The sequence below is a fragment of the Pelagerythrobacter rhizovicinus genome (assembly GCF_004135625.1).
Lineage (GTDB): Bacteria > Pseudomonadota > Alphaproteobacteria > Sphingomonadales > Sphingomonadaceae > Pelagerythrobacter > Pelagerythrobacter rhizovicinus.
This window is the reverse complement of sequence record NZ_SDPV01000001.1, coordinates 690,860-706,656: the sequence shown is the minus strand read 5'-3', so window position 1 is coordinate 706,656 and position 15,797 is coordinate 690,860. Positions and strand designations below refer to the sequence as shown.

Genomic DNA, 15,797 nt, shown 5'->3' with positions numbered 1-15,797 from the left:
CACGCCACACGAAAAGGGACGCCCCTTGCGGAGCGCCCCTTCCCTGCGACCCTCGCGGGTCAGGCGTGGCGCACTGGGCGCCGCGCCAAAGCCGGCCAGTTCGCGGTGTACTCGCTCAGGTCGATCCGCGGGCGGACGTTCTCGAACTTGCGCCCGAGCGACTGGAGGATCAGTCGCGCACGCCGGGCCCGCGCCCTCGTCGAGCGGAACGGGTTGGCACGATCAGGCTTGGCCGCGATCATCTGTTTGAGCAGCGCATCGCGCTCCTCGAAGGTTTCCGGAAGCTCCGGCGGCAGCACCACTGCCGCGCCGGTCGCGGGGTGGCTGCGATAGGAATCGAGCAGACCGCGGGCTTCCCGAGCGCGCTCCGGCTCAGACCCGCGGCCGGCGGCGACCGGAACCGGTTCGTTCTCGATCGGCGCCGTTGCACCCGGCTCGGCCTGGCGTTCCGCCGCAGCCATTTCGAGTTTGCCCGCCCGGCGCGACCGGCGGCGGAACCAGGCGAAGGCGAGGAACGCCAGGGTGAGCGGGATCAGCCCGACGAGAGCCAGAGCGATCAGGGCGATCCAGTCAGGTTCTGCATCGGGCACCGGTTCGATCGCCGCAGGTTCAGGGATACCGGCCGCCGGTGGCGCCGATGCAGCTGCCGCCTCGGCCGGGAGTGAAACCTCCGTCGCACGAGCGTCGGCTTCAGCCGAGATTAGCGCTGCGGCCGGTGCGGGATCGCGTGCGGCCGCCGGGGGCGCCAGGCGTTCCGAAGCGGGTTCGGGTTCGGCGAGCGATCCTGCCGCCCTCGTCCGCGGCGCACTTGCCGCGGCTTCGGGCTCGGTCTCGTCGGCAGCGGGCGCCGGCGGCAGATCGAGTACGACGCCCAGCGGTTGCGTCGCGGGAGGCGTGGCGACGGTGGTGCTCGGACTGGCGGTGGCGGGCGCAGTAGTCGTTGGCGCGACCGGCAACTGGAGGACGATCGGCTCAGACGGCGCACTCGCCGTCGGGGTGGCCGGCGTCGATTGGGCAGAAGCCGAAGTGCTGCCTAGCGCGAGCATCGCGGCGATCGCGATGGGGGCGCTGCGGAGGTGGTGTCTGGTTTTGAGCATAGTAACCGGAAAAACGCGGCACATTTCTGCCACGTTCCTGTTTATCTGCCGTTCAGGAAGCCATGAGCTGTTGATTTCGTGGCATTCCCCGGCTTGATTTCGCGACGGGACGCGGCCTTCATGCGTTCAGGCGTTGCCGTTGTTTTGCGAATTCGTCGCTCATGTTTACTTTCCGTTCTCTCTCGCGCATCGTCCGCCGATGTCCGAACCGGTGCCTCTCCCCGCGCTCCATGCCAGCCATGCCGGAACATGGCTGCGTGATGCCAACGGCGCGACGCGCGGCTGCTCCAAAGGCGAAGCGATCATGGCCGCGGCGGATACGCCGGTGCTGCTGCTCAACGCGCCACTGGTCGCGACCCGGCTGGGCTATCCCGATCTTTCGGGGCTCGACCTGCTGGAGCTGTTCGCCTTCATCCACCCTGCTCGCTTCTGCGTTCCGACGCCCAAGGGGCTCGCTCACGCGCTTGGGCTGGAAGAGCCGGCGAGCGATGACGCCGTGCCCGCGCTGCTCCAACAGGCGGCCGGTGCGCTGCTCGAGACCTGCGCCAGCCCCGACTGGACGGAACGTGAGGGCGCGTGGTCGGCGCTCCAGTCGCTCGTGCGGCTGCGCTGGCCTTGGGCGCAGGTGCTGGCGCCGCATGTCGGGCGGCCGGAGCGGGCGGAAAAGTGGCTGTTCTCGCGCCTACCGGAGTGGGAGGAAGCGCCCGACCGCCCCCCTCCCGGGCAGGTGCTGATCGAGGAGCCGGAGATCGAGGCGCAACTCGCGCACCTCACCGGCGCCGGATCGGAGCGCCGCGAAGGGCAACGTCTCTACGCGCGCGAGGTCGGCAAGGTCTTTGCACCGCGGGCGAAGCGCGCCGCGCCGCACCTGTTGCTGGCGCAGGCCGGGACCGGCATCGGCAAAACCCTCGGATACCTGGCTCCTGCCTCGCTCTGGGCCTCGGCGGCGCGGGGCACGGTCTGGGTTTCAACCTATACCAAGAACCTCCAGCGCCAGCTCCGTGGGGAAAGTCGCCGCGCGTGGCCTGAACGGCGCGCGGACGGCACTCAGCCGGTCGTGGTGCGCAAGGGGCGCGAGAACTACCTCTGCCTGCTCAATCTGGAGGATGCGTTGCAGGGCGGCTTCGGCGGGCGCGCGGCGATCCTCGCGCATCTGGTCGCGCGCTGGGCCGCCTATAGCCGCGACGGGGACATGATCGGCGGCGACCTGCCGGGCTGGCTCGGCACGCTGTTCCGCAAGCGCGGAATCGCGGCGTTGACCGACCAGCGCGGCGAATGCGTCTATGCCGGCTGCCCGCACTATCGCAAATGCTTCATCGAACGCGCCGCGCGCGCCTCCGCCCAGGCCGACCTCGTCATCGCCAACCACGCGCTGGTGATGATCAACGCCGCGCGCGGACGCGACCACGCCCAGCGGCCGACGCGGATCGTGTTCGACGAGGGGCACCACGTCTTCGACGCCGCCGACAGCACGTTCGCGGCGGCGCTGACAGGGCAGGAGGCGATCGAACTCCGACGCTGGATCGTCGGGCCCGAACGCAAGAACCGCGGCCGCCGCAGGGGCCTTGCAGCCCGCCTCGCCGACGTGGCCAGCTACGACGATGCGGGCGGCGAGGCGATCGAGGCGGCGCTGGAAGCAGCGCAGGCACTACCGTCCGACGGCTGGCTCCAGCGCCTGAACGACGGAGAGCCCTACGGCCCGCTCGAATCCCTCCTCGCGGCGGTGCGAGCGTGCACTTACGCGCGCGACGAAAGCGGCGGGCAGGAAGCCGGCTACGGCATAGAGACTGAAGCAGCAGGCCTGCCGGGTAGCCTCGTGGAGCAGGCGCAGGCGGCGCGCGACGCGCTCGCCGCTATCCGCCGTCCGCTGGTCAAGCTGGGCGTGCGGCTGGAAGCGGTCGTCGAGGACGCGCCGGACTGGCTGGACGGCCAAGGCCGCGCGCGGATCGAGGGCGCGCGCCATTCGCTCGCCTGGCGGGTCGACCTGCTCCAGGCATGGGAGGCCCTGCTGGACCGGCTTGGCGGCCCGGCGGACCCGGAGTTCGTGGATTGGCTGGCGGTCGACCGCAGCGAAGCGCGCGAGTTCGACGTGGGCATTCACCGCCGTTGGCTCGACCCGATGAAGCCTTTCGCGCGCGTCGTGCTCGAACCGGCGCACGGGGTCATGCTCACCAGCGCCACCCTGCGCGATGGTGACGACTGGCAGAACGCGATCGCACGCTCGGGCGCGCCGCACATCGAGATCGAGCCCATGCTCGCGCACGCGGAGAGCCCGTTCGACTATGCCGCCCGCGCGGAGGTGCTGATCGTCACCGACATAAAGCGCGGTGACCTGCCGGCGCTCGCCGGTGCTTACGCGCGCCTGATCGAGGCTGCGAACGGGGGCGTGCTCGGTCTGTTTACCGCAGTGCGGCGCCTGCGCGCGGTCCACGGACGGATCGCCGACCGCCTCGCACGCGCAGGCCTGCCGCTCTATGCGCAGCACGTCGATCCGATCGACACCGGCACGCTGGTCGACATCTTCCGCGACGATCCCGCGGCAAGCCTGCTTGGCACCGATGCCTTGCGCGACGGGGTGGACGTGCCCGGGCGTTCGCTGCGTTGCGTGGTCATGGAGCAGGTCCCATGGCCCCGCCCCGACATTCTCCACCGTGCGCGCCGCGCGGCGGGCGGCGGCAGCGTCTACGACGACCGCATTATCCGGGCGCGGCTGGCACAGGCGTTCGGGCGGCTGATCCGCTCGAAGGATGACGCAGGCCATTTCGTCGTGCTCTCCTCCGCTTTCCCCAGCAGGCTTCTCGGCGCCTTCCCTGTCGGCACGCCTGTCATCAGGTTGACGCTGGCCGAAGCTTTACAACGGGTGGCCGCAGGTGTTTCAGGGGCCGAAACCGTACGGGAATCGAAGGACCGCCAGCCGTCGTGAAGAGATTGGGATTGCTGCGCCACGCGAAGTCGGATTGGGACGACGTGGGCAAACGCGACTTCGATCGCGGCCTCAACGCCCGCGGGCGCAGGGGCGCCCGGCTGATCGGCCGGCACATCACCGAACATGGCGTGGAGTGGGATCTGCTGCTCGCCAGCTCCGCCGAACGCGTACGCCAGACGCTCGCCGCCGCATTGCCCGAGACGGAGCCGCGATGGGACGAGCGCCTATATCTCGCCAGCGCCGAGACGATCCTGGACGTGGTTCGCGAGAACGCCGGTGGTGCGGATGCCGTGCTCGTCGCCGGGCACAATCCGGGCCTGCAGGAAGTGCTCTTCGCGCTTGTCCCGCCATCGGCGGAGAACGGCATGTTCGACGAGGCGGCGACCAAATATCCGACCGCCACGTTCGCGGTGTTCGAACTCGATATCGACGATTGGACCGACTTGGTGCCGGGCTGCGGACAGTTGGTGCACTTCAAGCGCCCTCGCGACCTCGACCCGGCGCTGGGGCCGGAAGAGTAAAAGCTAGGCCATCTCGCGCAGAACGCGCGGCCCTGGTCCTTGCTCGCCCGCCTTGTCGTCCGGATTGTAGAGCCTGCAATGCTTGAGGCTCAGGCATCCGCAGCCGATGCAACCGTCGAGGTTGTCGCGCATCGCCTGAAGCTGCGCGATCCGGCGGTCGAGACGATCGCGGATCGCCTCGCTGATCTTCCACCAGTCGAAACTCGTCGGCGTTCGACCTTCCGGCAGCCGTGCCAGATGCTCGGCGATCTCCTCCAGCGTCAGCCCGAGCTTCTGCGCGATCAGGATGAAACTGAGGCGACGAATGTCCGAACGAAGGAACCGCCGCTGGTTGCCGCCAGTGCGATGCGACTTGAGCAGCCCCTTGTCCTCGTAGAAGCGGATCGCCGAGGTCGAGAGCCCCGTACGGCGGGCGAGAATGCCGATCGGCAGGAGGTCGCTTGCTTTCATATGCACCGGATAATCGAGAAATGTCTTGACCTCAAGTGAGCTTGAAGTTGCATGAATGCGAGCACCCGATTCGCCGGCGCATGACGCGCGGGTGTAGCAACAAGGAGTGCCAATATGCCCAAGGGCCAACTCGAACACGCCAATCTCACCGTCACCGACCCCCAGCGCAGCGCCGAGCTGTTCGAGAAGCTATGCGACTGGCACGAGCGCTGGCGCGGCCCGGCGATGAACGGCGGCGAGACGATCCACGTCGGCAACGAGGTGACTTACCTCGCGCTCTACACCAACCCGGACGCTACCGGCGGCTATCGCAAGGGCGCGCCGCTCAACCATGTCGGCCTGCTGGTCGACGATCTCGACACGGCGGAGAAGATCGTGGTCGAAGCCGGCCTGGAGCCGTTCGGGCACGACGACTACGATCCCGGCCGCCGGTTCTACTTCTTCGATTGGGACGGAATCGAATTCGAAGTGGTCAGCTACCTCTAAGTCATGAGCCCCTCTCGTTCGCCGAGGCAGAGCGAGAGGGGCAATCAGGCGTTGCCGACGACGAAGCAGGCGGCCGCCACCAGCGCGCCGGTCCACCGGTTCGCCCGGAACCGCTCGAGCGGATTGGCCGCATCGGCCGGGTCGAGCGTCGCCACCTGCCAGCTGAGGTGGACCGCCGCCGGGGCCAGCGCCAGCAGCGCCAGCCAATCCTCGCGCAGCAGCCAGAACGCGAGCGCCCAGAGCGCCACCGCGCCGACGTAGAACAGCGCCACCCCCGGCTTCACACGCCGCCCCAGCCGCAGCGCAGAGGAGCGGATGCCGACGAGCGCGTCGTCCTCGCGATCCTGCAAGGCGTAGATCGTGTCGTAGCCGATCACCCACAGGGCGCACCCGGCATAGAGCGCCGCCAGGACCTCCCAATTGTCGGAGCGCAGCGCGATCCAGGCAACCGGCGCGCCCCAACTGAACACGAGCCCGAGCCACGCCTGCGGCCACCAGGTGATCCGCTTCATGAAGGGATACGCGGCCACCAGCGCGAGGCTCGCCAGCGCGACGAGCTGCGCCTGCCATCGCAGCTGCAGCAGCACGGCGAGGCCGACGAGGCACAGTGCGAGGAGCCAGCTCCACGCAAGTGTCTTCGAAACACGCCCGCTCGCGATCGGCCGCACCGCCGTTCGCGCCACTTGGCGGTCGAGATCGGCATCGACGATATCGTTGTAGACGCACCCCGCCCCGCGCATCGCGACGCTGCCGAGGAGAAGCCAAAGCAGCAATTCCAGCTGCCATCCCGCGCCCGCCAGCCAAAGGCCATAGACGCAAGGCCAGAACAGCAACCACCAGCCGATCGGCCGGTCGAACCGGGCGAGCTGCGCAAGATCGCGCGGCACCTGCGGCAGGCGCGCGACGATTCCGCGATGTTCGCTGTCGGGTACGATCTGCTCGGTCATCGCGCCGGTCCTACCTGCACGAGCGTTCCTCGTCATCCATGGATGCACTGACGCAGCTAAGCCCCCGATTGTCGCGCGAAGTAGATGCGGATCGCGCGCGCCATTACTTCGGCAAACCGCTCCCTTCCCTCCTGCGTGGCCAAGCGCTTCGCATCTTCGGGATTGGTGATGAAGCCGGATTCGTAGAGCACGGCAGGCACGTCGGGAGCGCGCAGCACTGCGAGCGCGGCCGAACGGCGCGGTCGTGGGTGGAACGTCAGCGCATCTTCCCCCTCGCGCAGGACCAAACTCACGAACTCGGCCGATTCTTCCTGCACCCGGCGTTGCGACAGCTCAATCAGGATTGTGCTGACCTGTTCGCTCTGCCCTTCGATCCGAACTCCGTTCAGGCGATCTGCATTGTTCTCACGCTCCGCGAAACGCGCGGCCGCTTCGCTCGAAGCCTGCGCGGAAAGCGTGTAGATGCTTGCTCCGCTCGCGTCGCTTGCCTCTCCTGCGGAATCGGCGTGAATCGACAGGAACAGGTCGGCGCCCATCCGGCGCGCGATCTCCGGCCGTTCCTCGAGCACCAGGAAGCTGTCATCCTCCCGCGTAAGTGCCACCCGGATCCCGCCGTCCCGCACGAGACGGTCGCGCAGCGCCAGCGCTAGGGCAAGTGCAATGTCCTTCTCGCGATATCCCTCGACGCTCGCCCCCGGATCCTTGCCGCCGTGGCCCGGATCGATCACGACCAAGGGGCGTGAACGGTCCGAGGGGCCGTGGATTTTCGGCAAGTCGACTGGCGCGCCGGCGTCGGGAAGCTGCAGGCGCACGACGTAGTCCCGCCCGAGATGCGGCACCGGGACTGTCAGACCGAGCGCGTAGAGCCCGGCCAGCAAAGCCAGCGGCGCGAGGAATACCAGCCAGATCTGAAGCCGCATGGACATTGCGCGGCGTTGTTACGGCGTTGCGGGCGCAGAGCGCAACATGGTTGCCGAACTACACCGGCAGTGCTAGCGCTGGCAGGCCGATATCCGGCCCGTTAAAGCTTGCCTTTCACACAATTGTGCTGGGCCGGCCGGGAACGATCGGCAGGTCCGGAAGTCCGTTCCCGGGTTTTTTGCAACAGGTTGATGCAATACATGAGAAGCCCATCCCCGCCCCTGACGACGCTGCCGCCGGCATGCGTCGCGGCACGGGCGGACCGGGCGGCGCAGAACAAGCGCATTCGCATGTCTGCAGACACATCATTCCGGCGCCTCTGGACGATCCAGAGCGACCGGTCCGACAATGCCGCCCATCGCGCTCCGATCGGCGGATTCCACACATATGCGCGCGTTCTCCCCAAGGGCCTCGGCCTAAGGGCACGCGCACGGAGAATTCTAAATGGCAACGCGCATGCTTATCGATGCGCGCCACCCGGAAGAAACGCGGGTGGCGGTGCTCAAGGGCAACCGGATTGAAGAGTTTGATTTCGAATCTGCCGAACACAAGCAGATCAAAGGCAATATCTACCTCGCCAAAGTCACCAGGGTAGAACCTAGCCTCCAAGCCGCTTTCGTCGACTTCGGCGGCAACCGGCACGGCTTCCTCGCGTTCGGCGAAATCCATCCGGATTACTACCAGATCCCGAAGGAGGATCGCGAACAGCTCCTCGCCGAAGAGGCCGAGGCAGCCGAGGAAGAGGCGCGCCTGCGCGCCGAAGAGGAAGACCGCGGCGAAATTCCCGGCGACGAGTACGACGCCGACGACGAGACCGGAGAATCGCTGGTCGAGGAGTTCGCCGAGGATGGGGTCGAGGAAATCGACACCTCCGAGAAGTCCAAGGTCTCCACGATCGAGGAAGGCCAGGTCGAGAGCGGCGACGACGACGACGACGGCGACGAAGAGAACGCTGACGACGCCGGAGATTCGCGCCGCGGTCGCCGTGGCCGTGCACGCCGTCAGGGCAAGGGCCGCGCCCGCACGAAGGAAGTCGACGAGGTTCGCGCCCGCCGCCAGGCGCTGCGCCGCCGTTACAAGATCCAGGACGTCATCCAGCGCCGCCAGGTGCTGCTGGTCCAGGTCGTCAAGGAAGAGCGCGGCAACAAGGGCGCGGCACTGACGACCTATCTCAGCCTCGCCGGTCGCTACACCGTGCTGATGCCGAACAGCAGCCACGGCGGCGGCATCTCGCGCAAGATCTCGAGCGCGAGCGACCGCAAGCGGCTGAAGCAGATCGTCGGCGACCTGAGCCTGCCGAAGTCGATGGGCCTGATCGTGCGCACCGCGGGCCTCCAGCGCACCAAGACCGAGATCAAGCGCGACTTCGATTATCTCGCCCGCCTGTGGGACGAGATCCGCGAAAAGACCCTGGCCTCCGCCGCGCCGACGCTGATCCATTCGGACAGCGACCTGATCAAGCGCGCGATCCGCGACATCTACAATCGCGAGATCGAAGAAGTCGTGGTCGAGGGCGAAGCGGGTTACCGCTCCGCCAAGGAATTCATGAAGCTGCTGATGCCCAGCCACGCCCGGCGGGTTAAAGCCTATTCCGATCCCGTTCCGCTGTTCCAGCGCTACGGCGCGGAAGACCAGCTTCGCGCGATGTACGATCCGATGGTGCAGCTCAAATCGGGTGGCTACCTGGTCATCAACCCGACCGAGGCGCTCGTTTCGATCGACATCAACTCGGGCCGTTCGACCAAGGAACACGGGATCGAGCAGACCGCGCTCGCGACCAATCTCGAGGCGGCGAAGGAAATCGCGCGCCAGCTCCGCCTGCGCGACATGGCCGGCCTGGTCGTGATCGACTTCATCGACATGGAGTACAGTTCCAACATCCGTAAGGTCGAGCGCGCGATGAAGGACGCGCTCAAGAACGACCGCGCGCGCATTCAGGTCGGCCGCATCTCGGGCTTCGGTCTGATGGAGATGAGCCGCCAGCGGCTGCGCACCGGCGTGCTCGAAGCGACGACCCGCGAATGCCCGCACTGCGACGGCACCGGTCTCGTCCGCACGGCATCGAGCGCGGGCCTGTCGGCGCTGCGTCTGATCGAGGACGAGGCGGCCAAGGGCAAGGGCACGGTGATCCGCCTCGCGGCGAGCACCGAGGCGGCGATCTACCTGCTCAACGCGAAGCGCGACGATCTCGTCGAGATCGAGCAACGCTACGGCGTCAACGTCGAGGTCGTTCCGGAAGGCGAGGAAGAAGGCGCGAAGATGAGCGTCTCCAGTTCCGGTCCGCGACCGACTCAGGCACCGAAGTTCGAACCGATCGTCGTCGACGACGAGGATGACGTCGAGGTCGAAGCCGAGAGCGACGACGATGAATACGACATCCGCGACGAGGACGAGGGCGACTCCTCACGGAAGCGCAAGCGCCGCCGCCGGGGCGGTCGCGGCCGCAACAAGAACCGAGGTGATGACGGTGACGGTGACGGCGAAACGTCCAAAGACGACGAGCGTCGCGACGAAGCCGCCCGCGATGATCACGAGGGTGGCGACGACGAGGAAGGAAAGCCGAAGAAGCGCCGTCGCCGCGGCGGGCGCCGCCGGCGCGGCAAGGGCGGCGAAGCGGGCGGCGAAGCGGGTGAGGAAACGGGCGGCGAGGTGAAGCCGATCGAGGATCTGTCGGAACAGGTCGTCGATGACATGGCGGTCGTTGCCGGCCCCGAAGATTCACCGGAGACGGCCGAAGCGGTTGCCGAGGAGGCTCCCAAGCCGAAGAGGCGCTCGCGGCGAAAGAAGGCCGGGGAGCCTGCTGCCGAGGCCGAAGTCGCCGAGGCCACCGCAACCGACGAAGCGCCCGCGGCCGAACCCGCAGCGGAAACTGAGGAAGCGCCGAAGCCGAAGAGACGCACGCGTCGCAAGAAGGCGGACGAAGCTCCGGCTGAAGACGCTGCGACCACCGCAACCGAATCGGCCGCCGAACCGGTGGCTCCGGTCGAAAAGCCCAAGCGCACGCGGCGCAAGAAGAAGGAAGAACCGGCGCCCCAGGATGCCGCCCCGGCCGAGGACACCGTTTCGGCCGAGCAACCTGCACCAACAGAGGCGGCCGAACCGGCTCCGGCGAACGACGCCGGCGAAGCGGCAACCGCAGCGCCTCAGCGGCGCGGCTGGTGGCAGCGCACCTTCGGCGAGTGATCCCTGCACGTCATGGCGAGGAGGCCTCCGTAGCCCCTCGTCATGACGCGCCGCTGCCGAAGTTCCGCCTAGCTGTTGTCCAGCAGTTCGCGCACATCTTCGAGATCGCGCGGCGTATCGACGTCCACCGCAGCCCGGCCGTCGCTGGCACGCACGAGCGCGGCTCGTGCACCGATGCTCTTGCCAAGCCGCGCCAGCCCCTCCGCCAGCGAGAGGCGGCCGAGCGCGTACGATAGCAGCAGGCCGGGCCCGAGCCGTGCTACGATCTTCCACGGCCGCTTGCGATCGGCCTCGACTCGCGTCCATTCCTCCACCGCAGCTCGTGCCGCGGGAGTGCGCAGGTAGAACAGATTGCAGCCCGACCAGTGCCCGTCTGCGAAGCGCAGGTAGGTCCGCCGGCTCCCCGGCATCGCTGCCTCGATCCGCGCCCGTTCGGCCATCATCACCGCGAGATCGCAGTCGGCAGGCGCACCCCCGATCAGTTCGGAGATCCATTCGGGGCGCAACAGGGCGTGGTCAGCAGTCGTCACAAGCAGCGGCGTGCCGGAGGCCTCAAGCGCCCGCAGCACGCTCCCGCTCGGCCCTGCTGCGGGCGGGATTACACCCGCACCCAGGGCCTGCGCGAGATCCTCCACCGGTCCTGGCTCGCAGCAAACGAGGATCCGCGTGCATCCCGCTTCGCGCAGCGCTCCGACCACGCGGGTGAGGAGCGACACGCCTCCTATCTCGATCAGAGCCTTGTGCGTCACGCCGACTTCAAGCGCGAGCGGGTCGCCGCCGGGCCGAGAGCCGGCCAGCACCAGCGCGTTCACCGCGACCGTCACGCAGCCCGGTCCCGCCGGAGAACGACGAATACCGCGAAACTCATCGCAAGGTAGCTGCACGCCATGCCCAGCGCGACGGCCCAACCAATGCCCACCGGGCCAAACCCCGCGAAAGCAACGATGCTGGCAATCAGCACCACCGCGGCAAGGCTGCGCGCAATCAGCGGATAGGACGGACGGCCCGTGGAATGGAGGACGGGCTCATACGATGCGCTGGCGAGATCGAACGCCGCGCCTATCGCCAGCGGTATCAGCACCACCCCGCCCCGTGCGAAATCCTCGCCCCCGATCAGACCCAACAGGTCCTCGCCGAATGCGAGCGCGGCAAGCGTCACAGTTACACCGCCGACCCCCGCTATCACGGTCACCTGGCTGACCAGCTTGCGGAAATCGCCGATGTCGGCCGCTACGCGCGCATGGGCAAACTCCGGATAGATCGCGCGGCTGAGCAGTTGGGACAGCTTGCCGAAGCCCTGCGCGAGCTGGTCCGCGAGGCGATAGACGCCGGCCGCGCTGGTGCCGAGGAAATAGCCGACTGCAAGCAGCGGCCCCTGCTTGTACAGCGCGTCAAGCGTGGAACTGGCATAGGTGATTCCGAAGAAGCGGCCCACGCCCGGATTCTCGCGCATTGCTTTACCAAACGTGCCGAAATGCTCCTTGCGCATGGCTTGCGGCGCAAGCCGCCAGGCAGCAATCCAGTAGGCTGCGGCGGAGATCAGCTCGATGGCCGCCCAGGCTGCCAGGAAGCGGCCGACGTTCGCGCCTGCAAACATGATCCCGAAGGCTGCCAGGAGGCGACCGGTGGGAACGATCGCCTCGACGTAAGTGGCGATGTCGAAACGGCCGAGCACGCGTACGATGCCGATCGGCGTCGTGACCCGCGCCCACAGCAGAGCGCAGTTGAAGGCGAATGCCATCGCGACGTAGCGTTCGTTGAGTTCAAGCAACTCGGCGAACCCGAAATAGATGATGTATGCGACGAGGCTGCCCAGCAACGCCCCCCCGGCATCGATCGCCCCGCAGAACCACGCGAGGCGGCCGAAGCGCTGCCAGTTCTGCTCGTGCACGGCCTGCGCGCCGAAGCGCACCATGGTCTGCCAGGTCTGGAATCCGGCGATCGCCACCAGCGCCTGGCCGGTGCCGAAGATCAGCGAGAAGTGGCCGAAATCCTTGATCCCGAGCGAGCGCGACAGCACCGCGAGATAGACGATGCTGCACACCGCACCGAAGCCCTTGCCCCCCAGGAGCCACGCCAAGTTGCCCAGGATGGTCGACAGGCCCGTGCGTGAGGTAGAAGCGCGCGACGGCATGGCCGCGCTCTGGACGAGCTTGCTGGGACGGTCAATGCCCAGGGAGGGCGACATCGGCATGGCGCGACTCTGCCGTTTACGCTAGCGGCACGCCCGATGGCGCGCATCTGCTTTCTCTTCAACCACGACCAGCTCCACCAGCTCGCGCACAGCCTGCCGATCGCGCTGGAGCTGGCCGCGAGCGGGCGGCACGAGGTCGTGCTGGCGACCGGGAGCGAGCGGCTGGAGCAGCGCGTCCGCGAACTGGCGGGCAGCGCGCTCGAGCGGATGAGCCTTGTCCGGCTGGATCTCCGCAACAGCGTCTCGCGTCTCGCGGCGGGTCTGCTGGAGCGGGTCGTGCCGGCGCGCAAGATCCTGCTCTACCGCGACAACCTCGATCTCTTCCGCGGGTTCGACGCGCTGGTCGTGTCGGAAAAGACCTCGCTCCTGCTCAAGACGCGTTATGGCCTCGATCACTTGAAGATCATCCATACCCGCCACGGCGCCGGAGACCGCGCAATCGGGTTCGGCAAGGAGAGCGCCCGGTTCGATCTCGTGCTGGTGTCCGGCCCCAAGATTGCGCGGCGGCTGGAGGCGGAGGCGGGCGTCGATCCGGCGCGGATCCGGATCGTCGGCTACCCCAAGTTCGATATGTTCGCAGACAGGCGCATCCCGAACCCGTTTCCTGACAACTCGCGGCCGATCGTCCTCTACACGCCCCACCCCTCGCCCCGTCTGTCGAGCTATTACCGGATGGGGCCGCGCGTGCTCGCGGAACTGGCGGCGAGCGACCGCTACAACGTCATCTTCGCCCCGCATGTCATGCTGTTCCAGCGGCGGCACACGCTCACCATCGCCCCGCCCGCGATCGAGCGCGTGCCGCCCGTCAACCCCGCCGTCGAGGCATGCCCGCACATCCTGGTCGACCGCGGCAGCCCGGCGGCGACGGATATGAGCTACACCAATCTCGCCGACATCTACTGCGGCGACGTGAGCAGCCAGATCTACGAATTCCTCCTGCGCCCCCGCCCTTGCCTGCATCTCAACGCGCACGGCGTGGACTGGCAGGGTAGCGCCGATTACGCGCACTGGCAGACCGGCCCGGTCGTCGGCCCCCGGGCAAACATCCTCGAAGCGCTCGACCGCGCGATCGCCACTCACCCGACGTACGAGGCGCGGCAGAAGGAACTTTTCGCCGATACGTTCTCGACAGGCCCGCAATCGGCCGCGATAAGAGCGGCGGCCGCCATAACGTCTTTCATGGAAGAGAGCTCGCCATCTCACACGACGAAAGCCTGAAACCTGCGCGGCTCAACGGCCGGCGCATCTGGGTCATGGCGAAAGGGTATGCTGCCGAAGAAGGCGGCATGCAGACCTACGCCGAAGGCGTGGCCGAAGCCTATGCCGAAGCCGGCGCGGAGGTGACTGTGTTCACGCAGACGGCGCTCGGCCCACGGCATATGCGCGTCGGGCCGGTCGCGCTGGTCGACGTGGGCCGGCCCAAGTCTCCGCTGATGCCGCTTCGCCTGCGCGCGGCCATGCGGCGCGAGAGGGCACGGAACGGCACGCCTTTCCTGGTGCACGGCACCACCTGGCGGACTTCGATCCTGCCGATGCTGGCCGGCTTGCCCTACGTCACCACCTTTCACGGCCGCGAGTTCATGTACGGCGGCACGCGCACGAGGCAGCTCATGCGGATGGTTGCGCGCCGCGCGCGTGCGATCGTGACCGTCAGCGGCTACAGCGCGGCCAAGCTCCGCGCACGGCTGGGCGATGATCTGCCCGAGCCGATCGTGGCCTGGAACGGGCTCGGCGACAGCCCGGCCGATTGTACCGCACAGGGATCGTCTGCCGAGAACGATCCGCCGCTCATCTTCTCGCTGTGCCGTTTGGAGCCGCGCAAGAACATCTCCGCGTGCGTTCGGGCCCTTGCCGAACTGCGCGACCAGGGGTTGCCGTTCCGATACATCATCGGCGGACGCGGCCCGGCCCTGGCGGAAGTGCAGCAGCTCGTCGAGGACTGCGCACTCGGCGACATGGTGGAGGTGGCGGGCTTCATGCCGGCGGAGCGGGTGGCGGCGCTTTACGCCCAAGCCGACATCTTCCTCCATCCGCAGATCGAGATCGACGACGGGCGCGATTTCGAGGGGTTCGGCATCGCGATCGCCGATGCCATGGTTGCGGAAACGGCGGTCGTCCTCGGCAAGGCGGGCGGCGCGATCGAACTCGTCGACTCGGGCGTCAACGGCATTGCCGTGGACGGCACCGATCACGAGGAATTGCGCGAAGCCCTGCGCCACTTGCTTGCCCACCCCGCCGAGCGGCGCGCCATGGCCGAAGCGGCGCGCGCGCACGCACTGCGCACGTTCCGCTGGGATCGGCACATCGCGCTGATCCTGCGCGGGCTCGACGCCGATGTCTCAGCGGCTGAAGTTGACTGGCTGCCACCCGCGCGCCTGGGCACGCCGGGCTACGCCGGCGCGGCTGGTTACGAACCAGCTCTCGTCCGCCCAGTCGAGTAGCGGTGCGTCGGCGAAGCTGTCGCTGACGAAGCGCAGGTGCAATTCGCCGCGCGCGATGCCGCGCTCCGCCAGCCAGACCTGCACGCGCGCCAGCTTCTCGGGGCCGTAGCAGTTAGGCTGCATCTCCCCCTCGATGGCCCAGTGGCTGGCGATGATCTCCTCCACGTCGAGCAAGCGCGCAATATGTTCGGCGTAGAGCAGATAGGCGGCGGTTGCGATCACCACGCGGCGCCCCTCGCGCGCGTCCGCCTCCATGGCCCGCCGCGCCCCCGGGTGCAGCCGCGCGACCCGCACCTCCGCGAACGCCCGCGCCACACGCGCGAGCGTCTCGGGCAGCGGACGGCCCAGCATCAGCCGCATCCCGCGGTGCTTGAGCGTCGTACGGTCGATCAGGCCGAGCTTGTGCCCGATCATCAGCGCGATCCAGACCGGCAGCAGCAGGAGCCGCCACAGGGCTAGTCGCCGCGCGCCGAAGATGAGGAAGGGCGTGAAGGTCGAACCGGACAGCAGCGTGCCGTCCAGGTCGTAGATCGTCATGCGCAAGCTGAACGCTCCTGCTTTGTCGCGTTCGGGCCCCCTAGCGCAATCCCCGGCGAAGATCGCGCCCCTTTCGACTTTCTCGTTGTGTCCC

At 67.8% G+C, this 15,797-nt stretch carries 13 protein-coding genes; 6 read left to right on the top strand and 7 right to left on the bottom strand.

Annotated elements, in window-relative coordinates; all coding sequences use genetic code 11:
* Nucleotides 1-59: 59 nt before the first annotated feature.
* Nucleotides 60-1,097 (bottom strand): hypothetical protein, encoded by a 1,038-nt coding sequence (locus ETX26_RS03390; protein WP_129523266.1) that lies wholly within the window; start codon nt 1,095-1,097, stop codon nt 60-62.
* 199 nt (nt 1,098-1,296) lie between these two features.
* Between ETX26_RS03390 and ETX26_RS03385 the strand changes: the two genes are divergently transcribed.
* On the top strand, nt 1,297-4,020 hold the full coding sequence (locus ETX26_RS03385; RefSeq protein ID WP_129523265.1) for an ATP-dependent DNA helicase: 2,724 nt from the start codon (nt 1,297-1,299) through the stop codon (nt 4,018-4,020).
* Nucleotides 4,017-4,544, top strand: a complete 528-nt coding sequence (locus ETX26_RS03380) for a SixA phosphatase family protein (RefSeq protein WP_129523264.1) — start codon at nt 4,017-4,019, stop codon at nt 4,542-4,544. Before ETX26_RS03385 ends, ETX26_RS03380 begins: the two co-directional genes overlap by 4 nt.
* Nucleotides 4,545-4,547: 3 nt before the next feature.
* Here ETX26_RS03380 and soxR read toward each other — a convergent pair whose 3' ends face one another.
* Nucleotides 4,548-4,994, bottom strand: coding sequence for a redox-sensitive transcriptional activator SoxR (gene soxR / locus ETX26_RS03375; protein WP_129523263.1), 447 nt, complete (start codon nt 4,992-4,994; stop codon nt 4,548-4,550).
* Nucleotides 4,995-5,108: 114 nt separating this feature from the next.
* Here soxR and ETX26_RS03370 point away from each other — a divergent pair, with 114 nt between their 5' ends.
* Nucleotides 5,109-5,480, top strand: a complete 372-nt coding sequence (locus tag ETX26_RS03370) for a VOC family protein (protein WP_129523262.1) — start codon at nt 5,109-5,111, stop codon at nt 5,478-5,480.
* 44 nt (nt 5,481-5,524) lie between these two features.
* Here the strand turns inward: ETX26_RS03370 and ubiA are convergent, their stop codons facing one another.
* Nucleotides 5,525-6,427: a 4-hydroxybenzoate octaprenyltransferase gene (gene ubiA, locus ETX26_RS03365; protein WP_129523261.1), complete on the bottom strand. Its 903-nt coding sequence runs from the start codon at nt 6,425-6,427 to the stop codon at nt 5,525-5,527.
* Between the two features lie 56 nt (nt 6,428-6,483).
* A complete protein-coding gene (locus tag ETX26_RS03360; RefSeq protein WP_129523260.1) occupies nt 6,484-7,353 on the bottom strand; it encodes an N-acetylmuramoyl-L-alanine amidase family protein in 870 nt (289 codons plus the stop codon).
* 439 nt (nt 7,354-7,792) lie between these two features.
* Between ETX26_RS03360 and ETX26_RS03355 the strand changes: the two genes are divergently transcribed.
* Complete coding sequence (locus ETX26_RS03355; protein ID WP_129523259.1) at nt 7,793-10,531, top strand: Rne/Rng family ribonuclease; 2,739 nt, start codon at nt 7,793-7,795, stop codon at nt 10,529-10,531.
* Between the two features lie 68 nt (nt 10,532-10,599).
* On the opposite strand, the gene ETX26_RS03350 is transcribed toward ETX26_RS03355, so the two are convergent.
* On the bottom strand, nt 10,600-11,355 hold the full coding sequence (locus ETX26_RS03350) for a nucleotidyltransferase family protein (protein WP_225425482.1): 756 nt from the start codon (nt 11,353-11,355) through the stop codon (nt 10,600-10,602).
* Nucleotides 11,352-12,719: a lipopolysaccharide biosynthesis protein gene (locus ETX26_RS03345; protein ID WP_225425481.1), complete on the bottom strand. Its 1,368-nt coding sequence runs from the start codon at nt 12,717-12,719 to the stop codon at nt 11,352-11,354. The genes ETX26_RS03350 and ETX26_RS03345 overlap by 4 nt, the downstream gene beginning before the upstream one ends.
* Before the next feature lie 42 nt (nt 12,720-12,761).
* Between ETX26_RS03345 and ETX26_RS03340 the strand changes: the two genes are divergently transcribed.
* Both ETX26_RS03340 and ETX26_RS03335 read left to right on the top strand, forming a co-directional pair.
* Entirely contained in the window at nt 12,762-13,943 is a 1,182-nt protein-coding gene (locus ETX26_RS03340; RefSeq protein ID WP_129523257.1) for a hypothetical protein, read from the top strand.
* A gap of 35 nt (nt 13,944-13,978) precedes the next feature.
* Nucleotides 13,979-15,166, top strand: coding sequence for a glycosyltransferase (locus tag ETX26_RS03335; protein WP_129523256.1), 1,188 nt, complete (start codon nt 13,979-13,981; stop codon nt 15,164-15,166).
* On the opposite strand, the gene ETX26_RS03330 is transcribed toward ETX26_RS03335, so the two are convergent.
* Complete coding sequence (locus tag ETX26_RS03330; protein ID WP_129523255.1) at nt 15,065-15,703, bottom strand: HAD family hydrolase; 639 nt, start codon at nt 15,701-15,703, stop codon at nt 15,065-15,067. The genes ETX26_RS03335 and ETX26_RS03330 overlap by 102 nt on opposite strands.
* Nucleotides 15,704-15,797: the final 94 nt, after the last annotated feature.